Source organism: Bacillus sp. AFS088145 (genome assembly GCF_002564465.1).
Taxonomy (GTDB): domain Bacteria; phylum Bacillota; class Bacilli; order Bacillales; family Bacillaceae_G; genus Gottfriedia.
The window spans coordinates 173,706-195,618 of record NZ_NUUX01000010.1 but is presented as its reverse complement, the minus strand read 5'-3'; the positions used below and the strand labels follow the sequence as shown (position 1 = coordinate 195,618).

General features: G+C 31.6%; 21 protein-coding genes and 1 other annotated feature. Of the genes, 5 read left to right on the top strand and 16 right to left on the bottom strand.

The annotated features are described in order from the left end of the window. Positions 1 to 5 precede the first annotated feature (5 nt). From COI44_RS08040 to COI44_RS08020, 4 genes are all read right to left on the bottom strand, one after another. Positions 6 to 1,010, bottom strand: a complete 1,005-nt coding sequence (locus tag COI44_RS08040) for a permease (protein WP_098427461.1) — start codon at positions 1,008 to 1,010, stop codon at positions 6 to 8. 135 nt (positions 1,011 to 1,145) lie between these two features. Then, a complete protein-coding gene (locus COI44_RS08035) occupies positions 1,146 to 2,324 on the bottom strand; it encodes a GTP-binding protein (RefSeq protein WP_098427460.1) in 1,179 nt (392 codons plus the stop codon). Between the two features lie 279 nt (positions 2,325 to 2,603). Then, entirely contained in the window at positions 2,604 to 3,245 is a 642-nt protein-coding gene (bluB, locus tag COI44_RS08030) for a 5,6-dimethylbenzimidazole synthase (RefSeq protein WP_097974747.1), read from the bottom strand. Positions 3,246 to 4,407: 1,162 nt separating this feature from the next. After that, positions 4,408 to 4,875: a hypothetical protein gene (locus COI44_RS08020; protein WP_098427458.1), complete on the bottom strand. Its 468-nt coding sequence runs from the start codon at positions 4,873 to 4,875 to the stop codon at positions 4,408 to 4,410. 253 nt (positions 4,876 to 5,128) lie between these two features. On the opposite strand from COI44_RS08020, the gene COI44_RS08015 reads away from it, so the two are divergent. Beyond that, positions 5,129 to 5,653, top strand: a complete 525-nt coding sequence (locus COI44_RS08015; protein ID WP_098427457.1) for a hypothetical protein — start codon at positions 5,129 to 5,131, stop codon at positions 5,651 to 5,653. 175 nt (positions 5,654 to 5,828) lie between these two features. On the opposite strand, the gene COI44_RS08010 is transcribed toward COI44_RS08015, so the two are convergent. The 4 genes from COI44_RS08010 to COI44_RS07995 all read right to left on the bottom strand — a co-directional run bounded on the left by COI44_RS08010 (position 5,829) and on the right by COI44_RS07995 (position 8,070). Beyond that, positions 5,829 to 6,686 carry a hypothetical protein gene (locus COI44_RS08010; protein WP_098427456.1) on the bottom strand — a complete coding sequence of 286 codons (858 nt, stop codon included), beginning with the start codon at positions 6,684 to 6,686 and terminating at the stop codon, positions 5,829 to 5,831. 156 nt (positions 6,687 to 6,842) lie between these two features. Beyond that, a complete protein-coding gene (locus COI44_RS08005) occupies positions 6,843 to 7,055 on the bottom strand; it encodes a hypothetical protein (protein WP_098427455.1) in 213 nt (70 codons plus the stop codon). Positions 7,056 to 7,215: 160 nt separating this feature from the next. Continuing rightward, positions 7,216 to 7,779, bottom strand: coding sequence for a tetratricopeptide repeat protein (locus COI44_RS08000; RefSeq protein ID WP_098427454.1), 564 nt, complete (start codon positions 7,777 to 7,779; stop codon positions 7,216 to 7,218). A gap of 90 nt (positions 7,780 to 7,869) precedes the next feature. Next, positions 7,870 to 8,070: a hypothetical protein gene (locus tag COI44_RS07995; protein WP_098427453.1), complete on the bottom strand. Its 201-nt coding sequence runs from the start codon at positions 8,068 to 8,070 to the stop codon at positions 7,870 to 7,872. A 614-nt stretch (positions 8,071 to 8,684) separates the two neighbouring features. Between COI44_RS07995 and COI44_RS07990 the strand changes: the two genes are divergently transcribed. After that, positions 8,685 to 10,199: an MDR family MFS transporter gene (locus tag COI44_RS07990; RefSeq protein ID WP_098427452.1), complete on the top strand. Its 1,515-nt coding sequence runs from the start codon at positions 8,685 to 8,687 to the stop codon at positions 10,197 to 10,199. 52 nt (positions 10,200 to 10,251) lie between these two features. Here COI44_RS07990 and COI44_RS07985 read toward each other — a convergent pair whose 3' ends face one another. Together COI44_RS07985 and COI44_RS07980 are read right to left on the bottom strand one after the other, a co-directional pair. Then, the gene (locus COI44_RS07985; protein WP_098427451.1) at positions 10,252 to 10,908 is read right to left on the bottom strand and encodes an HAD family hydrolase; all 657 of its coding nucleotides are present in this window, start codon (positions 10,906 to 10,908) and stop codon (positions 10,252 to 10,254) included. A 70-nt stretch (positions 10,909 to 10,978) separates the two neighbouring features. Further along, the gene (locus COI44_RS07980; protein WP_098427450.1) at positions 10,979 to 11,521 is read right to left on the bottom strand and encodes a GNAT family N-acetyltransferase; all 543 of its coding nucleotides are present in this window, start codon (positions 11,519 to 11,521) and stop codon (positions 10,979 to 10,981) included. Positions 11,522 to 11,780: 259 nt separating this feature from the next. Between COI44_RS07980 and COI44_RS07975 the strand changes: the two genes are divergently transcribed. Next, complete coding sequence (locus tag COI44_RS07975) at positions 11,781 to 12,986, top strand: cytochrome P450 (protein WP_098427449.1); 1,206 nt, start codon at positions 11,781 to 11,783, stop codon at positions 12,984 to 12,986. A gap of 153 nt (positions 12,987 to 13,139) precedes the next feature. Here COI44_RS07975 and COI44_RS07970 read toward each other — a convergent pair whose 3' ends face one another. Continuing rightward, positions 13,140 to 14,561: an aminotransferase-like domain-containing protein gene (locus COI44_RS07970; protein WP_098427448.1), complete on the bottom strand. Its 1,422-nt coding sequence runs from the start codon at positions 14,559 to 14,561 to the stop codon at positions 13,140 to 13,142. Between the two features lie 98 nt (positions 14,562 to 14,659). Between COI44_RS07970 and COI44_RS07965 the strand changes: the two genes are divergently transcribed. After that, complete coding sequence (locus COI44_RS07965; protein ID WP_098427447.1) at positions 14,660 to 15,262, top strand: LysE/ArgO family amino acid transporter; 603 nt, start codon at positions 14,660 to 14,662, stop codon at positions 15,260 to 15,262. A gap of 90 nt (positions 15,263 to 15,352) precedes the next feature. Here the strand turns inward: COI44_RS07965 and COI44_RS07960 are convergent, their stop codons facing one another. Then, positions 15,353 to 15,538 (bottom strand): hypothetical protein, encoded by a 186-nt coding sequence (locus COI44_RS07960; RefSeq protein WP_098427446.1) that lies wholly within the window; start codon positions 15,536 to 15,538, stop codon positions 15,353 to 15,355. A gap of 162 nt (positions 15,539 to 15,700) precedes the next feature. Beyond that, a complete protein-coding gene (gene ileS / locus COI44_RS07955; protein WP_483295475.1) occupies positions 15,701 to 18,781 on the bottom strand; it encodes an isoleucine--tRNA ligase in 3,081 nt (1,026 codons plus the stop codon). Positions 18,782 to 18,847: 66 nt separating this feature from the next. Further along, positions 18,848 to 19,092, bottom strand: a binding site (T-box leader). Between the two features lie 364 nt (positions 19,093 to 19,456). Here ileS and corA point away from each other — a divergent pair. Then, on the top strand, positions 19,457 to 20,398 hold the full coding sequence (gene corA, locus COI44_RS07950; RefSeq protein WP_098427444.1) for a magnesium/cobalt transporter CorA: 942 nt from the start codon (positions 19,457 to 19,459) through the stop codon (positions 20,396 to 20,398). Positions 20,399 to 20,536: 138 nt separating this feature from the next. Here the strand turns inward: corA and COI44_RS07945 are convergent, their stop codons facing one another. The 3 genes from COI44_RS07945 to COI44_RS07935 form a co-directional block, all read right to left on the bottom strand. Then, positions 20,537 to 20,785: a DNA alkylation repair protein gene (locus tag COI44_RS07945; protein ID WP_069032392.1), complete on the bottom strand. Its 249-nt coding sequence runs from the start codon at positions 20,783 to 20,785 to the stop codon at positions 20,537 to 20,539. A gap of 62 nt (positions 20,786 to 20,847) precedes the next feature. Further along, a complete protein-coding gene (locus COI44_RS07940) occupies positions 20,848 to 21,042 on the bottom strand; it encodes an NETI motif-containing protein (protein WP_098427443.1) in 195 nt (64 codons plus the stop codon). A 115-nt stretch (positions 21,043 to 21,157) separates the two neighbouring features. Continuing rightward, complete coding sequence (locus tag COI44_RS07935) at positions 21,158 to 21,880, bottom strand: Bax inhibitor-1/YccA family protein (RefSeq protein ID WP_098427442.1); 723 nt, start codon at positions 21,878 to 21,880, stop codon at positions 21,158 to 21,160. Positions 21,881 to 21,913: the final 33 nt, after the last annotated feature.

Genomic DNA, 21,913 nt, shown 5'->3' with positions numbered 1-21,913 from the left:
TCACCTCACCAATATAAATTCCAAATCGACGTCACTACAAATACGACACTTGCAGTTAAGAATATATAAAAAAATACAAATCTTTTCTTGAAATATGCAAACATCATAAATGTATTTTTCAAATCAATCATAGCTCCAAATATTAAGAACGCTAGAATAGATTTCACATGAAATGTGCTTGAAAAAGATGCAGCTATAAATGCATCAGATCCAGAACATAAAGATAAGAAATATCCTAATCCCATCATAACAATGCTTGATAGATTCGTATGATTCGCTAGATGTATTAACACACTTCGATCAAGAAAAGTCTGAAAAACACTTGTGATTAATGCACCGATAATTAAAAATTTGCATGTTGAGAAAAATTCACTACTAATGTGAGAAATGACTTCACTTATTCGACTTGTTTTTGAATGAATATGGTGAACATGTTTATGGTTCTCGTGCTTTTCCAAAGTTTCTACTAGTACATTTTTATTTCGATAAAATAATAAAGTGAAAAACCCAATAAGTAGAACAACTATAAATGCTAACCCTAGCCTTAAAAATGCCATTTGAGAATTCGATTGAAATGCATAGTAGGTTGACGTAAATACAATTGGATTTATGATCGGTACACTACTAAGAAAAACAATCCCGATATACGCAGGCATACCCTTTTTAAGCAAAGATCTGACAATGGGTACAATACCACATTCACATACAGGCATGATCATTCCAATTAAAGCAACAGGAATAAATGCCAATAAAGCATTCTTAGGAAGAATTTTACTAATCGTCTCTGGTTTTACAAAAACATGAATAATTGAAGAAACAATGATTCCAATTAATACAAATGGAAGGGCTTCTAAAAATAAACTGATAAATATCGTGTTCATATTTAATAGTTCTTTAGGTACTTTATGAAATAAAGACGATAAATTCGTAAAATCAATAAATATATAACAAAATAAATAACAAAATAGTACTAATAAAATTATTACTTCTTGTCCAACTTTCCGTACCATACATCACCTCAAATAATTTTTTATAGTGAAATATATTCTATACGAAACAGACATATGCTCGTCCAACCATTAAAAATCAATAAGTTTTATCTAACGTAAACTTAGTTTTCTTGATTTAATAGTAAATTCATATGTTTAAGCTTGGACAAATTCTGGCATTGGATCATTAAATTCATTCCAATTTGTTTCCATTTCTTCTTCTGTTAACAAACATATATCAAGTGACTTCTCAATCTCTAATTGATTCATATCAATTCCAATTAGAACGAGTTCAATCATTCGATCACCAAAATTATCATCCCACTTATAGTCTAACAATGGATCTTCTCTTCTCATCTCCTCTTGTTCTGTTTTAGGTAATGTAGCAATCCACTCTCCAGCACCTTGAATTGTAATCGTGGATCCAGCTTGTGATAGCATTCCTACTGAATCATTTCTAGTTGCTAACCAAAAGAATCCTTTTGCTCTTACAATGTCTACTGACCAATTTTCTAACCATGAGAATAATCTTTCTGGATGAAACGGTATCTTACGACGATAAACAAACGAACTAATACCATACTCTTCTGATTCTGGAATATGTTCTTCATTTAATTCTTTAATCCAACCTGCTGCTTGGCTAGCTTTATCAAAGTCAAAAAGATGTGTATTCAGTACAGATTTTAAATCAATCTTTGAAAATGATGCGGGTATAATTTTTGCTTGTGCATTAATTTTCTTAAGAAATGCAGTTAATTCTTTTACATCCTGGTCTTCTATACGGTCAATTTTATTTAAAATAATTACATCTGCAAATTCAACTTGTTCAAGAAGCAAATCTGCAATTTCACGAATATCTGTTTCATCAGTCCCTTGTTTACGATCTAATAATGTTTCACCTGAAGAATAGTCCTCCCAAAAACGATTTGCGTCTACAACCGTAACCATTGTATCTAAACGAGTTTTTTTAGTTAAATCAATCCCTAGCTCATCATCCACATAAGTGAACGTTTGTGCGACTGGAATTGGTTCGCTAATACCCGAAGACTCAATTACTATGTAATCAATTCCACCATTATCTACTAATCTTTCAACTTCTTTCATCAGGTCATCTCTTAACGTACAACAAATGCACCCATTTTGCATTTCCACTAACTTTTCTTCAGTACGTGAAAATCCTCCATTTTTTACAAGTTGAGCATCTACATTGATTTCGCTCATATCATTTACAATAACTGCAACTTTTAAGCCTTCACGGTTAGTCAATATATGATTCAATAAAGTTGTTTTTCCAGATCCTAAAAATCCGCTTAATACAGTAATTGGCACCTTCATTAATAACCCTCCTAATAATAATCATAATGAAATAAAACGTAATTATTACGAATTATAACAATTGTTAATTATTATAAACCGTATTAATTACGTTTTGCAAGAAAAAAATAGAAGCTGTTGCTTCTACAAATACATAAATATAACATTAATCAGTTTATTTACAGATGCTATATTTTTTTATTCCTTATTCCACTATCCTGCCATTTAGCTGAACAAAAAAATCGACTTTTCAGCCGATCGTGTTGTTCAACATACGCACCCGTTTGTTGAATAAGCCGTTTAGTTTCTACCCCATTTATTTTCAAAAATGAGATGTTCTAACGAACGCCTTTTTTCCCAATTAGCTAATTCTAAAATAGGTTTTTCTGGATAGTGATTAGTGTAACCGATAGATATAAGAGCAATAGGGTCAATATGTGGTGGTATTTCTAAAATATCTCGAATATCATTTTTTTTATAAAAACTTACCCACCCCATCGCAAGTCCTTCAGCACAAGATGCTAACCACATATTTTGAATAGCACAGGCTGTTGATAAAATATCTGTTTCAGGAATTGAATTTCGCCCTAATACATGTGAACCTCCCCTTGTTGGGTCACATGTTATACAAATAGTTACAGGAGCTTCTTTTAAACCCTCAACTTTTAAATCAAGGAATTTCATTTCTTTTTCCCCTTCATAATGAATAGCTAATGCTCGTCTTTCTTTTTCTGCCGCCCAGGCTAATTTTTCTTTAATTTCGTCAGAGGAAATGATAATAAAGTTCCAAGGTTGCATAAAACCTACTGAAGGTGCATGATGAGCTGCATTTAATATTTTATGTATCTTGTTTTCTGGGATAGGAGTTGACAAAAAACTTCGAATATCTCTCCTATAATAAATAGCTTTATAAATTGCATCTCTTTCTTCATTAGAAAACATTAAATTTCTCTCCCTATCAAATAATGAAGCACATTACTCGTTCTTCCTCCTGCATGGAACTATTCTCCATTTATTATTGGATTTCCTTCTTACACTATCCTGCCATTTTGTTGAATAAAAAAGAGCTGCCGAAGCAACCCATCTTGTTCAACTATTGCATGTGTTAGTTGAATAAGTCAACTCAATTAATTCTAGGAAAATGGATAAACATTTCTAGAATTAAAAACCATTGAAAACAAAATAAATGAACACCAAAATCAACGGAATAACAGGATGCATCCATTCTGAGATGTTCACATTAAATCTACCCAAAATTCTCGTAACTAAGTTATCAAATAATAGATAAAAATTTATTATCAAAAAATAGACTAATAACGTAAACCATAAAGAATACTTTTGATGAAGTAATTCAATACCAACAATAATCGAAGGTACAAAAATTATCCCTAACAGTAATTCAGCTAGGTCATACCGTCTAGGATTTTTTTTAGAAATCCACTTGCCATACTTCTTTAATAAATTCATTTTCCAAACACCTCAAATGTTACTTTTCACTCACCAATTTCGACTTGTAACCCTGTTCCAAAAAAGGATTTTCTCTGGAAGTTCCTTTTTTTGCAAATAACATAACCGTAGTTAATTAATAGATAGAAAGATACAATATGCGTATCCTCCAACACATAAAAATTGTATCAACCCTAATTTTTTAGTTCTTTTATTATTACTCAGCTGACTACTTATTCCAGCAAATAAACATGTAATTAAACTTAATGAATAGAAAATGACCATATTAATTCTGGTTGAAGAATGTAACATGTCATAAATACCATAAACGGAATAAACAATAAATAGAATTAAGCCACAAAAAGCTAAATAATCAAAGATTTTCTTAACCACACACTCAATCCTCTCTTATTACGATGATAACTTTAATAAGTTTACCTTCAACTAAAGCATTGCTTAAGTTACATAAGTGGTACTTATATTTGTAGAATTATTTTTATTTTATCATTAAACAAAAAAGTATTAACCCATCAAAAGAATCATATAATTGCAATTTCTTATTGAACTAAACTGCCATTTTGTTGAATAAAAAAAGAGCTGATCACAGCTCCAAAATGTTATCGAACTAACGCATGCGTTAGTTGAATAAGTACTAACTTTATTCGATTACTAAACAACAGCATTTATGATTGCGTAAAATTTTAAAACTACCTTCAGAAATCTCATTTAATGAAAGAGATTTTACCTGTTTTGTCTTTTTGCCTTCTCCAAACAAAATTGACCAAAGTTCAACCTTATCTTCTGTATTAACGTATAAATTAACATACTCAGTAAGTTGTTTTAAAAATTTAGAGCCAAAATCTCCTTCAAGCCAGTAAATATACTTTTTATTAATATAATGTTCCAAACCATTTGGTGGATTATCACATGATGAAATCTCTAATCCACCCATTTCCGAATCGTCCTTCGCATAAAGTATAGTTAACTCATCGTCTATATTTCCCCATATTTTCAAATCAAGTTTCGGCTCAATTTTCTTTAGTTCTCTTACCTTAATTCGAATAAAACCACTATTATCTACCTCTACCAGTGGGTTATCTGATGCAATAAATTTATATAAAGTCATATTAATATTCTCCACTTTGTCTTAAATTAAATTAATACCTAATTATAACTACTTTCACCTACTATTCTACAACTTTTATTAATACAGATAATAAAAATCATCACTTGAAGTCGCCCATTGAACTAACGCAATGCGTTAGTTCAATAAGATGACCCATTTTCCTAGTTATAGTATAAATGTAAAATTTTTCATGTAGCTAGAGTATCAAATATTTCTTATACTTAAACTTATCTGTGTACAAAGGAGTATATGAATGTTTCAACATATCATCAATAGTTTCCAACCTAAAAAATATCACCAGGTACTTCATGCGAAAATCTCAAGCATAATAGGGTATTTAGTTATTTCAACAATCCTTTCAAGTTTAGGGTTGATTACCTTTCTAAATTCATATGATATTGAATTATCAGGGAAGAATTCGTTCTGGTCAACAATAACCAATGTTTTTGGCAAGCACGCCGAAACTTATTTGCTGATCATTATACCTATTATTGTTTTAATCATTCCTTTTGTTGCACCTCTTTTCCTCTCACTAATATACAAATTCGCGAGTAGAAAAGGTGGCGTTTGCTTAAATTATAAACAGTGGTATAAACTATTTTTCGTAGGTACACTAGCGTTTAATGTAGTATCGCTCATTGTTGAGTATGTTTTATTTGTGAAGTTCAACTTATCGCTTAGATTTAGCGAACGTCTACTCGGTTTATTATTCTTAAGTTTAATGGGGCAAGCTGGAAAAGTAGCAAGTGAAAATGAAATTGGAAATAAAGTAGCATAATGATTTTTAAGTTTTTATAAGAAAAAATTATATACCTTCTAATGTAAAAGTACATCGCATTTTTCGATGTACTTTTTTGGATTGCCAATATAGATTTTAGAAATACAATAATGTTGAACTAACGCATACGTTAGTTGAATAAGAATAGTTCATATCCTCTTTTGAAAACTTAAAATTAAATTTCACTTAATATATTTTCTAATTCTATTAGATAAATAACTTTATCCTTTGTTAAGAATAATTTATTATCTCTACCTACTGCATGTTTATAGTTTAGAGATTTACCTTCTTGATCCATAGTATAAATTTTTTTCTTACTCCTATTATGTAACGAATACAAATATACCTCGCCTTTACTGCCATAATCATGACTGAACAAAGCAAAATCATTCTTGATAGCAAATGCATGGCTGCCTTGAATGGGGATATTTTTAAATATTTCATAAGTATCTTTTTCAATTTTCACTAAGGGAAATTCATTGTAATAGTAAATAAAAACTGTTTCATCTGAAGTAACATTTAAAGCATAGCAATCAGCAATATAAGGAATTTCATTATTTGATTTTTTAACAAAATCTATATAATTAAATGTTTCTAATCCTTGAATATTAAAGCATCTTAATCCATAATCCATATTTTCATCAAAATAACTCACCCATATTTCTGAGTTTTTAGTAGTTTGCACATCTTCAATAGCATCACCAAATGAGAAAGTATCTAAAGCGTTGCCTTGAACGTCATAAATAGTTGCATTGTTAATTGGACCTTCATCATCGTCAATTCGCGAACTAACCAGTAACCAATTTTCCTCAATTGGTTGTGCAAATTCAAAAGAGTAAGAAACAGAAGGGATTTGAATGATTCTTGTTTCTCCACTTATAAAATGAAAAATTTTATATAGATATTTCCCCTTTTCTTCCTTTTCTGTTAGCAAAACCAGATTCCCGTTATAATCTATGCTAATCTTAAAAAAATCGTGTTCACCTGCGATATCATCAACATTTTTGTAAAACGTTGGCTTAAAATTCTTCATAAATGTTATCCCCCAAGATGTTCATATAATAAAAGATATCATAAAAACCATTGTTTTTCTTATTGAACTATACTGCCATTTAGCTTAATAAAAAAAATCGGCTACAAAGCCGATCATGTTGTTCAACTAAAGCAGCGCGTTAGTTGAAAAAGCTGCTTATTCTCCAAAAAAATAGAAATATAGCGCTAATAGATATATACATATGTATAACCAGGATCCAATTATCGAAAGGAAATTAAAACATCCTTTATCTTTTCTATTCAGTATTACATTTCCAATAGCCATAATTACCACTACTATAAATAAAGGTGCAACTGCTAATTTGGAGATAAGTTCTGGAAAGGGCGTTTCCATCAATTTGTCATCCATATTTCTCCCCCTAACTTAAGTCTAATAATAGCATAATTATCTAAGTTCTTATTCAACTAATCTGCCATTTTGTTGAATAAAAAAAATCGACTAAATAGCCGATCTTGTTGTTCAAGAAGCTTTTATTTTTAATAATAACCACTTATAGTTATCCATAAAATTACATTAGTAATTTATCTCTTACAGGTTGTAATCTTTTGAATTTTTTATTATAAGATTGTCTATCCATCAATTCTTCTACCAACTTAATAGCATCTTCTTTTCTATTAGCTTTTACATAACTTTCAATGATTTCTATATATTGTTTATCGTAAGGAATTTTCTCATGTTTAATTAGATCAAATGCCTTATCAAAGCAGTTAGTAGCATTTATAAAATCATCTAAATTAAGATAAGTACCTCCATTACCTACATGTAAATCCGCACGTTGTAGAGCATTTAATGCTGTAATCTTTAAACCTTCATTTCTAATTTGAATAGCTTTCTCAAATTCTTTTCTTTTCTCCGCATTAAATGCTTCATTATGAAAATGCTCAAACCTAGTTAAATTTTTTCTAGTCTTTTTTGTTTTTAGTATGAGCCATATAAAGATTAAATCTACTATTATTGTTAACGAATCATATACTAGTTTTTCTGGACTAAATTGTCCCCAATTACTATATATTGAATGAATGATATGCCATGTAAGGTTTATGTAAAATAAATATAAAATAATTTTACTCACTTAAATACCAACTTTCACTTTCTGAGATTATGTAAATTTATTATACATTATAGATATGTATAAAGTTGGTTCTTTTGAGCAATGACAATATCAATTATTAGTTGATGCAGTTTGTAAAGTATTTGCCTCAATATCTTCTTCATCTAAACTATATAACTTAGAGCATATGAAAATTAGGCACACCACTCCAAGTACACATCCTGCAATTAAAAAGTAAAAAGATGCTTCAAAAAAAACTGATAAAACACCTGCAATAGTTGTACCCAACGGAATAGTTAACCAAGCAATCATTCTAAATAGACTGGTACACCTCCCTAAAAGATGATTGGGAACAATTAACTGTCTTAGAGTCACTGTTTGAATATTCCATGCTATCAGTAAAAATCCAACAATAAATTGAGTAAATAAAATTACAATTGGATCCTTAGAAACTATTAATAAAAATGGCGGAATAACCTGTCCGATTGTTGAAATAGCAAGTTAAAATCCCATACTGAAACGTTTTTTTAATCTTCCAATAGCAATCGCACCAACGACCATCCCACAGCTTAAACCAGCCATAATTATTCCATTAAATAAAACTCAGCCTGCACAATTATTTATAGATTTCAAACAACCAAAAAGAAGATCGTTACTACCTAAAGGATTTTTAAACGAAGTAAAGAATAAATTAATGTAGATGAAAAATGGTAAAAATGAATTTTTTACTTGAAATTTGGATTTCATCTTTAAATTTGGATATAAAGTATCAAAAAGATTTAAAACGATAAATTATAAAATTACTATGCTTAGAATTTAACTTTAAAAGCTTCATTCCCATTAGCTTTAACCTATAACAAGTTCTTCTTTTTTAAGTATTCAATGAATCAATTGAATAATATTGAAAGGTCATAGGGAGGTAAAGGATGAAAGAAAATAACAAGACTCTTATATTAATAGGACTAATGATTGGAGTCATCTTCTCAGAACTTGATGAGACAGTCGTTTCAACAGCTATGCCAACAATTATTAGAGATTTAGGAGGTTTAGCGCTTTACGGTTGGGTTGGTGGAGTTTACATGCTTTCGATGACCTCCTTTATGGCAATACTCGGTAAACTTGCGGATTTATATGGTCGAAAAAAAATATATTTATTTAGTATGGGATTATTTATGGCAGGCTCAATTATTAGTGGTACGGCTCATTCTATGGAAGTCCTTTTAATTGGTCGTGGGATTCAAGGGATTGGTGCCGGTGGGTTAATGCCACTTGCGATGGTCATTTTTGGAGACAGTTTCCCAGTTGAACAGCGTGCTAAGCTACAAGGTATTTTCGGTGCTGTTATGTTTATACCTCAACTACTTGGACCGCTCATTGGAGGATATTTTGTACAGCATATTTCATGGCACTGGATCTTCTTAGTAAATATTCCAGTTGGAGTTTTAGCTGCAATTTTATTAGCAATCGGATTAAACGAAACGAAAGTAGACAAAAAAATCAATATCGACTGGTTTGGTGGGATTTTACTAGTTACCACGTTAATCAGTTATCTGCTTACTCCTGTACTTCATCAAACAGAAGGATATGTTTGGAGTGATCCTAAAATGATCGGTTTACTAATTTTAGGAACCGTTTTACTTGGTTTATTTATATTTGTAGAGTCAAAAGCAAAAGAACCAATTATCCCATTGCACTTATTTAAAAATAGAAACTTTGTTGTCATTTCGGCTCTTGTATTTGTATTTGTTCTTGCGATAATGGGGTCACTTTCATCTTTCCCATTCTTCTCGCAAAATGTACTCGGTTTAACACCTACTGAATCTGGCTATTTAAATTTACCAATTATGGTTGGTGCGATGGGTGCAAGTGTAGTTGCTGGTCGAGTAATGAATAAATTCTCTTATCGAAATATTTACGGTGTATCATTTATTATTCCCATGATCGGTTTCTATTTACTGACAGGTATTACGGCTCACACTTCAATTATTACATTCGTAATTTATTTCATTATTCTTGGACTTGGATTCGGTGCACTATTTAACAATGCATTAATTGTTCAAGAATCAGTTGAAAAGGAAAATGTAGGGATTGCTCAATCTGCCGTTATGTTATTTCAATCCATTGGTATGACGATTGGCTTTAGTTTATTTGGTTCTCTATTAGCCTCTAAAATTACATCAGGGATGAAATCATTAGCTGGAAGTCTTACTATGGCTCAATTGCTACAACTAAAAAATGTACAAAATGGTATGATTCCGTCTAATCTTGATCCTAATTTACTTGAAAAAGTAAAAACAGTCTTTTCTCATGCATTCCAGGATTTATATTGGGTATCTTTCGTACTCGCCATTTTAACATTTTTAATTTGTTGGGGTCTGAAAAAGGAAATTTTAATAAAGAAAGATGAAGCAAGGGAAGTAGAAGAAGTGAATTCTATTTAACTAAAAAAACCATTCCATTTTTTTGGAATGGTTTTACTATTTTTAATCAATATTACTTGTTTGTTATATGCTTAATTACATCTTCTAAAGTTTTTTCTGCCATCGATGATAATCTTAAACTATGATTCTCAAACTCTAAATGTGATGTCACTTGATTCGGAACAATTACACAGTGTAATCCTGCTTTCGTTGCAGCGATTAATCCATTTAACGAATCTTCAAATGCGACAGCCTCTGATGCTTGAACTCCAATTTCCTCAATTGCTTTTAAATATAGCTCCGGATCTGGTTTAACTTTCTTTACATCATTCTTCGTCTTAATTACTGAAAAGTATTCATAAATATTTAATTTTTTTAAGAAGCTTTCTACCCATTCTCTCGATGAGCTAGAAGCCAATGCTATTTGTAATCCCGCATTTTTTGCTGAAATTAAATAGTCTTCTACACTTTCTCTTAGTGCGGGCTCGAGTAGTTTCTCATCAACTAGCTCTTTAGCCATTTGTTCAATCAGTTCTTTTTCAATTGGTTCTTTTAAATTTGAATTTATAAAATCGAATAAAATTTCATCACTTGTTCCTACAACTTCTGAAAACTTTTGAAGAGTTAACTCCACTTCATACCGTTGTAGTACCTCATTATATGCTTCGAACCATACAGACTCAGTATCGACAATTAAACCATCAAAATCAAATATTACAGCCTTAATCATTCCATTTCTCCTTTTCCTTAATTGGACATTTTTACTATATTATGGTTATTTCAGTTTACTATTGTTCGTTTTATTTTTTCCAATCAGGTTTAATGAGAGAAAATATATTTAAATCATGAGACTGATTCCCTTGAACTAAATAGCCTCTCAGTAATCCTTCTTTTTGAAACCCTAACTTCTTTACTAAAGTAGATGATGCTGTATTATTTGGAAAAATAATAGCTCCTATTCGATAGATTCCTAATTTATCAAAGCAATATGATGTAATTTCTTTAATTGCTTCTGACATATATCCTTTTCTCCAATATTCAGGTAATAAATCATATCCAATTTCCGTTCTTCTTGCGTGTAAGACTAAATTATTTAAACCAATGGTTCCGATTAATTTTTTTGATTCTGTTTCAACGATTCCAAAGCGCATTCCTTGTTGGTTTTCAAATCTAGTTTGAAAGGAATCTATCATTTTAACCGCTTGATCTTTTTCAGTAAAGGGGTTCATACCATAGTATTTAGTTACCTCTTCATTTGAAAAAATGGAAAAAATCTCATCAACATTTTTTTGTGTAATTTGTACTAAAGATAATCTTTCTGTTTCTAAAATTGGAAAATCCATCATGTTACCCCTTTCTTATACGTCGAATAATCTCTTAAACTCAGTTTGTTTACTTGAAGTACCTTATTTTACCATAAATCATGATTTAATTTTCTTAATTTTTTTTTGATTTATTTCTTATTCATTTATACCTAATTCCTCATGAAAATCATTCTGTACAAAAGTATCTTTTTTTGTATTATCCAAAATTTGGGAATAATCCATTTTCACAGAAATAGAAATAAATAGACTCATTTCATTCATAAGGGAGAACAGTTACATGAACAATCAATTAAAAGTGAATCCACAGCAATTTTACAAAGACCCATATTCGTATTTTAGTAACGCTAGAAAAATAAGTCCTTTGCTTTATACGGAGCTTTTTCAGAGAACTGGATGGCTAGTAACAGGCTATAGAGAAGCAGAAATCATGCTAAAAGACCCCCGTTTTATAAAAGATGCAACCAAAGTCACTCCACCTGAAAAAATACCTGAAAGTGTTATGCCTGCAATTGCAATAAACCGAAAAATGATGTTATTTCGAGATGCTCCTGATCATACAAGATTAAGAAATCTCGTGAACAAAGCCTTTTCTCCAAGAATGGTTGAAAATTTACGAACTTCGGTAAATGAAATTGCAGATTATTTAATAGCAAATATGAAGGGAAAATTTACCCACGAACTAATACGTGATTTTTCATATCTATTACCTGTATTTGTCATAACTGACTTATTAGGTGTTCCTAAAGAAGATCGAGATTTATTTCGTAATTGGTCAGATGCATTTATTAAATTTATTGATTTTAATACGACTATGGAAGATTTAGAGTTAGTATCAAAGGATATTCTTGATGCTTCTAATTATTTCAGAAATCTTATATCTAAAAGAAGAATAGAACCTAAAGAGGATTTAATCAGTAATTTAATTTTTGCAGAGGAATCTGGTGATAAATTAAGTGAAGATGAAATGATCGCAAGTTGTCTTCTTTTATTAATAGCAGGTCATGAAACGACTGTTAATTTAATCACGAATGGTTATTATTTATTATTAAAACATCCTGAGCAATTTGGGCTATTAAAAAATAATTTAACGTTAATCCCTTCAGCTATTGAAGAAATATTAAGATATGAATCACCCGTTATTTTTACATCAAGGTGGGCTAGAGAAGACTTTGAGTTCGCTGGAAATTCGATTAAAAAAGGCGATTACCTTATGGTTTCATTAGGTGGAGCCAATTACGATCCAACAGTCACAACTAATCCCGAAACATTTGATATCACTCGAAAAAATATAAAACATTTATCATTTTCATCCGGCCCGCATTTCTGCTTAGGTGCCCCACTTGCTAGATTAGAAGGACAAATTGCAATTGAAAAACTGATTAGACATTTAGTTAACCCAGTTCTAATTGAGGAGCCGACTCGCCGTAAAAATGTTGCTTTTCGAGGGTTTGAAAGCTTGAAGATTCAGGCAAGTATTCAATGAAGTTTCACGTAAATTGTGTACTTTTCCAGACAGAAATTAAATTTTAATTTACTATGTTGTAGAACAATATATAACATAACAAAGAGCATCGAGATCTCGGTGCTCTTTATTACTGTTCAAAATTCTTCATTAAAAGGGACCAATTAAATGAGATCACAGTTGGCTTATTTGTAGCAAAATATTTAATCCCTTTTTTAAATCTTCCAACGAAGCGTAGGCATAAGAGAGACGAATATGGTGTAAATCTCTTGGTTCGTAAATATAACCTGGATTGATCAATATATTTTCTTTAAGTAATTTTAAAAATAAAGTCTTATTTACAATTGGATTGTGAAATCTGAGCCATATGTAGAAACCACCTTCAGGCTTTTTCCATGAAGCTATTTTTTTAAATTTCTTTTCTAAAATTTCTTCTACGTATTTAGCTCTTTTTTGCAATTGTTCACGAAGGTTAACAAGATGATTTTCGTATAGACCGTTTGAGATCCAGTGTGATACGATTTCTTGCGAAAAGGCACTTGAACCATAATCTGTTTGCATTTTAATATCAGCTAATCGTTCAATTACAGGTGAAGGTGCAACAACCCAACCAATTCTTAATCCTGGACTTAGTGTTTTGGATACACTCCCTATATAAAGAACTTGTCCTGAAGTATCAAACGATTTTATAGCAGGTGTTGATGATTCAAAAAGCAATTCGCGATACACATCATCTTCAATAATCGGAATTTGTAGCTCTTTGCATGTATTAAAAAGATTTTGCTTTTCTTCCATCGACCAATTATAGCCCGTTGGATTGTTTAGTGTTGGAACACAATAGAATATAGATTGCCTTTTCCCTTTATGTGCCCGTAAATTATCTTTTAAGTGATGTACCCTTGAAACTGAAATCATTTGCATACCATTAGATTGGAAGGGATGTACTGAATTTAAATACGAAAATTGTTCTTGAAATATACTGGATCCTTCTTCCAATAGTCCAACTGCAATTAATTGAAGTGCTTGAAGTGCACCCGAAACAATTAAAATGTTCTCTGGTGCTGATTCAATACCACGTTTTTTTAAATAATTACATAAAATTCCTCGGAGCTTTTCACTTCCTTGCGGAGATGAATAGCCAATTGCTTTGGAATCAAGTGAAATTTTTCTTAACGAATCTTCTATTTGTTTAGTTGGTAGTAATTCAGGTGATAATTCACCTGTTCCAAGACGTATGATATGATCCATTTGCTCATATTCATTTATGAGTTGAATCGTATGGTAGTTTGGTTTATGAATACTTGATTCAATATGTCTCTGCCAATTTGGTTGATTTTTGCTCAAAAGTACGTTCCAAGAATTGTTAGCCACAAATACCCCTGAACCCATTTTTGATTCGATCAAACCATCTGCCCTTAATTCATCAAGTGCAAGTTGTACGGTACTGCGGTTCACATTAAATTGCGTTGCTAGTTGACGCTGTGTTGGAATCTTTGTGCCAACAGACCAATCACCTCGTTCAATACGAGATTTTATCCAATCTACAATTTGCTCTTGAACAGTCAAATGAGAATTACGAATTGGTTTCCATTTCATCTAACTCCCCCTAAATTGGGTGGATATAAAACCATCCAATTGGTTGTTTTCTTTTAGTTTTATCATAGTACGATAGTAATTGAAAGGGAGTTGATTTGATGGAAGCTATTATTCATGGTCTAGTCTTAGCATTCGGACTTATTTTACCTTTAGGGGTACAGAATGTATTTGTATTTTCACAAGGTGCCACACAACCAAAACTAATTCGAGCGCTTCCTGCGACTTTTACTGCTGCTGTGTGCGATACTTTTTTAATTCTATTAGCTGTTTTCGGACTTTCCACTATCGTTCTACAATTTGAATGGCTAAGAATTAGCCTGATGATTGCTGGTATTTTGTTTTTAATATACATGGGGTATGTTATTTGGAGATCTAAACCTGCAGCAAATGAATCAAACAGTGCATTACCTAGCCGACAGCAAATCATTTTTGCTTTATCAGTTTCCTTATTAAACCCTCATGCAATCTTAGATACAGTCGGTGTAATTGGAACAAGTGCATTAAAATATGTCGGAAAGGAACAAGTTTTCTTTACGATCGCATGTATTACAGTATCTTGGATTTGGTTTTTTGGATTAACGATCGCAGGCTCAGTTATGAAGAAGGTAGACAGTACAGGAGGTTTATTGAATATATTCAACAAATTCTCCGCCTTGTTTATTTGGGGAACTAGCATTTATCTTTTAATTGGATTAACTTAATGTAGAGTAGAGGATGATCGATTGAATAATGATCATCCTTTATTAATAGTTCAACTAAAGCATAGAGTAATTGAATAGCCGTTTTCAAAATTATCTTTTTTCAATAGGTTTAGCAAAAATAATTGAAATTAAAAATCCAGTAAATCCACCGCCAATAGAACCGGCAAATGCTGAGTTAATTTCCCCATTAAATAAGAATACTCTAACTAAAAAATACGATGTTGCAAAAGAAAATGCGTATATCAAATATATATAAATGCTCTTTTTAGAAATCATCTAATCCTCCTTAAATCATTCAACACTAATTAATTAATTCAACAGCTATTCTAATAAACCTCTAAAACTATTGAATTTACAAAATAGGAGCCCATGCTTACGTTAGAAAAATGACAGACTAAAATTTTGTTATTAGTCTGTCATTGCACTTTAACTATTCAATTAATTAGAAGCAACTAATTCAATTTCGGACTGGTAATCACCAACTTTAATTTCTTTTCCATTCACTTGATTCTTCACTACTAGTTTTCTCATTAATAAGTTTTCCTCAAGCATTGCTTTAAACTTTTCTATGATTTCAATAAACTCTGGATTAGCTGTTATTCCAATGTCTACACGCATATTAATTGGTAGATCTAATTCTTTTCGGTATTCTTGAATAGACCTGATTAATTCTCTTACAGTACCTTCTTGGATAAGATCTTCTGTTAGTAATGTGTCGAGTGTCACTGTATATTCGCCATTCGTGGCTGATGCAAAACCTTCTCTTGCGCTTTTTTCAACTAAAATATCTTGTGTGTCGACTTTAACAGTTTCTCCTGTTTCAAGTAAAACATTAACATACCCGCTCTCAATCACTCTTTTTGCTTCTTCATTTGTTAATGTTTGAAGTGATTGATTGACTAAATTTGAAAGCTTTCCAAATTTTGCTCCTGATTTTTTAAAATCCAATTTCATTTTTAAGATCGAAAAATCATTTTCGTTGTATACTTGTTGGAATTTTTTTACGTTTAACTCATCTAAAACAATTTCTTTATATAAATCCCAATTGATCTCCTCATTGTTACTAACTAAAGTTAAACTAGCTAGTGGCTGTTTAATCTTTAATGAATTTGCATTTCGAATACTTCTTCCAAGTTCAACAACTTTTAGAACTGCATCCATTTCCTTTTCAAGCTGAGCGTCGATTAATGTTTCATCGCAAACTGGAAAATCAGATAAATGGACGCTTTGTTTTGTTAAATTAACATAAACATCTTCCGCTAAGAATGGCGTAAACGGTGCTATTAATTGACTTACTTTTGTTAATACTTCAAACAATGTATAGTAAGCCGCTGCCTTCTCTTTATTCATTCCATTTGACCAGAATCGTTCTCTTGATCTTCTTACATACCAATTGCTAACTTCATCTACTAATTTAGCGATGTCTCTTGCAGCATTTGTAAATTGATAATCCTCTAAATTTTTGGTTACATTTTTGACTGTACTATGCAAACGTGAAATGATCCATTTATCCAACGTACTTGATTGATACTCATATTGTTCTGTTGTATTAAATCCATCTAAATTTGCATATAGACTGTAAAAACTATGAACATTGTCGATTGTATCGATGAGTTTCGATTTCGCCTCTTGAACGACTCTTTCAGAAAAACGCTTCGGATTCCAAGGCGCACTGTCTACCAATAAAGCCCATCTTAATGAATCAGCACCATATTTTTGAATTAATTCTACTGGATCTAGTGCATTCCCTTTACTTTTAGACATTTTTTGTCCATTTTCATCTAAAACATGGCCTAGAGATAATACTCGTTTATACGGTACTTTCCCGGTAAATAAAGTAGATACTGCAAGTAAACTATAGAACCAGCCTCTTGTTTGATCGATCCCTTCAATGACAACATCAGCTGGGAATTGTTTTGTAAATTTCTCTTTATTTTCAAAAGGATAATGATACTGGGCAAATGGCATCGAACCGCTATCAAACCAGACATCAATTACTTCAGGTGTTCTTTTCATATTACCTTTACAATTTGGACAATTAAGAGTAACTTCATCAACAAAAGGTTTATGCAGTTCAATTGAGCTATCAATTTCTTCAACCGAATGGTTACATAATTCATTTATACTTTTTGGTGCTAATTGATGATTACATGAAACACATTCCCAAACATTTAATGGGGTGCCCCAATATCTTTTTCGGCTAATATTCCAATCTACCATTTGTTCTAAAAAATTACCGAATCGACCGTATTTTATATGATCTGGATGCCAAGTTACTTCTTCATTATTTTTAATAAACTCATCCTTTAATGCGGTCGTTTTAATAAACCAACTTTCATTCGCATAATAGAGTAAAGGTGAATCACAACGCCAACAATGCGGATAGCTGTGCTCATATTTTTCTTTACTAAATAATAAATCGTTTTCGGCTAAATACCTCACTATATCTACATCACACTCTTTAACAAAACGACCTTGAAAATTAGGTACTTCATCAGTATATTGGCCCTTTTCATTCACTACATTTACAAAAGATAACCCATTTTCTTGTACAACCTTGTAGTCATCTTCACCGTATGCAGGTGCGATATGAACAATTCCAGTACCACTACTTTCAGTTACAAAATCTGCTTTCACAACTTTATGACCAACTTCAACCTTTACGAAATTAAATGGTGGTAAATAACTAATACCGATTAGATCTGCCCCAAGAAATTCAGATAAAATGACGTAATCAGCTTTTAGCACTTTTTCTACTAATGCCTTAGCAAGAATATATACTTCCTCACCTTTTTTAGCACGAACATATTCCATTGTTGGATTTACAGCTAAGGCTACATTAGCTGGAAGTGTCCACGGAGTTGTCGTCCATCCAAGGAAATAGACATTTTCTTCATCTTGCAATTTAAACTTAACGGTTGCAGATAAATCCTTCACGTCTTTATATCCTTGCGCTACCTCATGTGAGCTTAGTGATGTTTGACAACTAGGGCAATAAGGTGAAACACGATGACCTTTTATTAGTAAACCTTTTTCATGAATTGTCCCGAGGATATTCCATACACTTTCGATATAAGAATTGTCCAGTGTTACATATGGATCATCCATATCCACCCAATAACCTAACTGCTCAGTAAAGTCTCGCCATTGTTTCTCGTAAGTAAAAACACTTTCTTTACATTTATCTAGAAAAGCTTTTACACCATAACGTTCAATTTCTGCCTTACCTGAAATGCCTAACATCTTTTCAACACCGAGTTCAACTGGTAAACCATGCGTATCCCATCCAGCTTTCCGAACAACTTGGAAACCAGCCATTGTTTTATATCTAGCTACCACATCTTTTATCGTACGACCTAATGCGTGACCAACGTGTGGTAGTCCATTTGCAGTTGGGGGACCTTCATAAAAAACAAAAGATTGATTATGTTCTCTTTGTTCAACTGATTTAATAAAAGTATTTTCTTTGGACCAAAGTTCACTAATCCTTTTTTCACGAATTTGAACAGATTCTTTCATGTTTTCTTTTTTCATATGATATCGCCTCTCTTATTTTTTTAAAGCACACAAAAACCCGCCCCTATAATAAGGGACGGGTTTAACCGCGATACCACCCTAATTCTATTGAAAACATTCCGCTCTTCAATAGCACTCAGTCACGTACAATCATACGCGTTCCTTTTAACGGTAGACACCCGTTCAAACCTACTTATGTTTTCAGTTTGACTTCTCGGAGAGGATCTTCATTTAAGTACTATTCACCGGATTTCAGCTTCCCCGGCTCTCTGTAGAACAGTAACGAAAATTACTTTTCTCGTCATTGAATTCATTTGTGTGCTTTAATTGTTATTTATTATATCCATCGACTACTAAAAAGTCAAAGTTTTCTTAAATTAATTTTTTTACTTAATTTAAATTCCTTACTCTAATGGTAACAGAAACTTCTAAATGACACAGTTAGTGATTATTTTGATAGTAAAATATCAACAAGTATCCGCCAATAAGGAAAAGTGCGGATATTATTTCTCTTCCTTATTCAATTCTAATTGTTCTAGTTCTTTTCTAATTTTACAATTTTAAACTATACTACTTTTGTTAATCGTTAATACTTTCTCATAATTTTTTCAAAACTAATGGAGAATATTGTGTTAAACTGATTTTGGAGAAAATTAACGAAAAAAAGGGTGTGCCAAAATGATCAAAACGTTGGCTGTTTACAAAGACGGAACCCATGCGTTTGATGTATCAATTGAAGAATTAAATTCCGAACAAATTGATTGGGTTTGGGTCGATTTTGAAAAACCTGAAAAAGAAGAAATTGACTTATTGCGAACTCAATTCCACTTCGATGAAATAGCAATTAAACATTGTGTAAGTTATAAAGAAAGACCGAAAATGGATTATTACGATGGCTATCGTTTTATCATTCTACAATCATTGCAGGAGAACATGGAACAAGCTGAAATCGATCTCTTTTTGTCCCACAAGTACATCGTTTCATTTTGCTTTAAGGAGTCAAATGCGATACAAATTGTATGGAACAAACTAAAAGGATTAAAAAGTACAAAAGGAATAAAACCAGAACGAATCCTATATCACATTTGTGATGAAATTGTTGATAAATTCTTTCCAATCGTCCAAAAAATTGAAGATGACATCGAAGAGATTGATGAATTAGGATCAAATTCCGATCTAAGCATGATCGATGGAATTAAAACACAATTAAGCAAGTTATCAAAAGTAAGAAAAACAGTTAAACCAACAAAAGATTTAATTTATCGTATATTAAATTCAACCCACGTTGAAATTGACAAAGAAACGACAAAGAAATTACGAAACGTCTACGAACACCTAGTAAAATTATTAGATGACATTGCAGATAACAGGGAAATGGCAAATGTCATCAGAGAAAGTTATATTTCAACAAACTCACACAAAATGAATAAAACGATGAAAATGTTAACATCGGTCTCGATTGTGTTCATGCCATTGACATTCATCGTCGGTGTATATGGAATGAATTTTGTTCACATCCCTGAGCTTCAATTAAAATATGGTTATTATTACTGTTGGGTGATCATGCTACTCATCGTGTTCGGATTAGTGATGTGGTTCAAGAAAAAAGATTGGTTTTAAAAAGAAAAACTATCTACTTCAAAATTGTTCTTTTTGCATGTAAACCTAAAAAAAGCTATCCAACAAAAATAAGATGACCTCTGTTAGGGGGCATCTTATTTTAATACTATATATACCTTCATACTTAGTTTTTTTATTTTAAAATTTCAATGAATCCGCTGTTTTTTCAAACATTACACTTTGATCAATTAAACCACAAGTTCCACATTGAACTAAATATTCTGGACCTTTATATGGAACAAAAAATGGATCTAGCCCACTTGAAACATATTCTTCTATTTCAACATCACCGCTTTGAGCATTTAATTTAACTGCTTTTGGGTTTTGTTCGATTAAATAAAATCTACTTTTGTTTGTTTTACAGCGTGGACATGCTAATTTATGCATATTTTCACCTCATTTTATTCATATAAGGTTACTATTCCATTAAATTATTATCTTTATTCATATTAATTCGTATTTAATCTTCCTTCAAATACAATCTTTCTTCCAGTTGGTTCAATTTCTACCTTTCCATTAACCATTTGCTCTGAAAATATTGGTACTTCCATTCTTTTAACTGGTGTATAACCTTCTTTTTCCATTCTCTCTAAGCAATCATTTATTGTTTCATTTTCAAATACTTCAAATTTTTTCTTACTCATCTATTTCCCTACTTTCTACTATTGTAATTCGATCTACTCATGATCGAATTCTAATCAAAATATAGTAAAAAACCTTACTTTCATTTGAGAGTAAGGTCTGCCTGACTAAAAATATTTAATCGCGAAGCCTCGATAGGAATCGAAGTGCTTCAATATAAACCCAAATGACTGTTACTAATAAACCAAAAGCACAATACCACTCGAACTCTTTTGGAGCACCTTGTCTAACACTTGTCGTAATTAGATCAAAATCCAAGAATAAATTTAATGAAGCAATAACAAGTATCGCTAAACTAACAAATATTCCTATTGGACCAGATTGATGGATAAATGGAATTGGAACATGGAAAAGTTGAAGAACCATCGTTAGTAAATAAAATATTAACACTCCGATTGTTAAACCGAAAACAATTGATCTAAAACGGTGAGTTACTTTAACCAGTCCAGTAGCATAACAAATTAATGTTCCTGCTATAATTGCAATTGTTAATAGAACCGCTTGTAGGACAATCATTCCATATGTTGCTTCGTAAACAGCTGAAATATTACCAATTAGAATCCCTTCAACTGCTGCATAAATAGGTGTAGTAATCGGCGCAATTCTAGGAGAAAAAGATGTTACTAACCCAATAATGAATGCAACGATTAAACATCCAATAAACACTTTAGAATTAAGTGTTCCAGTAGCCGTTAGATAAAATGAGTATCCCGCTGTTGCGATAAGTAAGATTAATGCAATAATTGTTTTACCAATTGTCCCACCGATCGTCATAGCCTTAGCAGAATGCCTTGATTTCGTTAATCGTTCAGAATTTAAGATAGGATTTGAACTCCTCATTTAAACTCCTCCTTTATTTTATACCTTTATTTT

Bases quoted from the DNA above. Each gene is read 5' to 3' on its own strand.
- COI44_RS07965 (WP_098427447.1), top strand. From the start codon at position 14,660: ATGGAAGCTATTATTCATGGTCTAGTCTTAGCATTCGGACTTATTTTA.
- COI44_RS08020 (WP_098427458.1), bottom strand. From the start codon at position 4,875: ATGACTTTATATAAATTTATTGCATCAGATAACCCACTGGTAGAGGTA.
- COI44_RS07980 (WP_098427450.1), bottom strand. From the start codon at position 11,521: ATGGATTTTCCAATTTTAGAAACAGAAAGATTATCTTTAGTACAAATT.
- COI44_RS08005 (WP_098427455.1), bottom strand. From the start codon at position 7,055: ATGGATGACAAATTGATGGAAACGCCCTTTCCAGAACTTATCTCCAAA.
- COI44_RS08010 (WP_098427456.1), bottom strand. From the start codon at position 6,686: ATGAAGAATTTTAAGCCAACGTTTTACAAAAATGTTGATGATATCGCA.
- COI44_RS07990 (WP_098427452.1), top strand. From the start codon at position 8,685: ATGAAAGAAAATAACAAGACTCTTATATTAATAGGACTAATGATTGGA.
- COI44_RS07995 (WP_098427453.1), bottom strand. From the start codon at position 8,070: ATGATTGCTTGGTTAACTATTCCGTTGGGTACAACTATTGCAGGTGTT.
- corA (WP_098427444.1), top strand. From the start codon at position 19,457: ATGATCAAAACGTTGGCTGTTTACAAAGACGGAACCCATGCGTTTGAT.
- COI44_RS07935 (WP_098427442.1), bottom strand. From the start codon at position 21,880: ATGAGGAGTTCAAATCCTATCTTAAATTCTGAACGATTAACGAAATCA.
- COI44_RS07940 (WP_098427443.1), bottom strand. From the start codon at position 21,042: ATGAGTAAGAAAAAATTTGAAGTATTTGAAAATGAAACAATAAATGAT.
- COI44_RS07975 (WP_098427449.1), top strand. From the start codon at position 11,781: ATGAACAATCAATTAAAAGTGAATCCACAGCAATTTTACAAAGACCCA.
- COI44_RS07960 (WP_098427446.1), bottom strand. From the start codon at position 15,538: ATGATTTCTAAAAAGAGCATTTATATATATTTGATATACGCATTTTCT.
- ileS (WP_483295475.1), bottom strand. From the start codon at position 18,781: ATGAAAGAATCTGTTCAAATTCGTGAAAAAAGGATTAGTGAACTTTGG.
- bluB (WP_097974747.1), bottom strand. From the start codon at position 3,245: ATGTTTTCTAATGAAGAAAGAGATGCAATTTATAAAGCTATTTATTAT.
- COI44_RS08015 (WP_098427457.1), top strand. From the start codon at position 5,129: ATGTTTCAACATATCATCAATAGTTTCCAACCTAAAAAATATCACCAG.
- COI44_RS08035 (WP_098427460.1), bottom strand. From the start codon at position 2,324: ATGAAGGTGCCAATTACTGTATTAAGCGGATTTTTAGGATCTGGAAAA.
- COI44_RS08040 (WP_098427461.1), bottom strand. From the start codon at position 1,010: ATGGTACGGAAAGTTGGACAAGAAGTAATAATTTTATTAGTACTATTT.
- COI44_RS07970 (WP_098427448.1), bottom strand. From the start codon at position 14,561: ATGAAATGGAAACCAATTCGTAATTCTCATTTGACTGTTCAAGAGCAA.
- COI44_RS07985 (WP_098427451.1), bottom strand. From the start codon at position 10,908: ATGATTAAGGCTGTAATATTTGATTTTGATGGTTTAATTGTCGATACT.
- COI44_RS07945 (WP_069032392.1), bottom strand. From the start codon at position 20,785: ATGCATAAATTAGCATGTCCACGCTGTAAAACAAACAAAAGTAGATTT.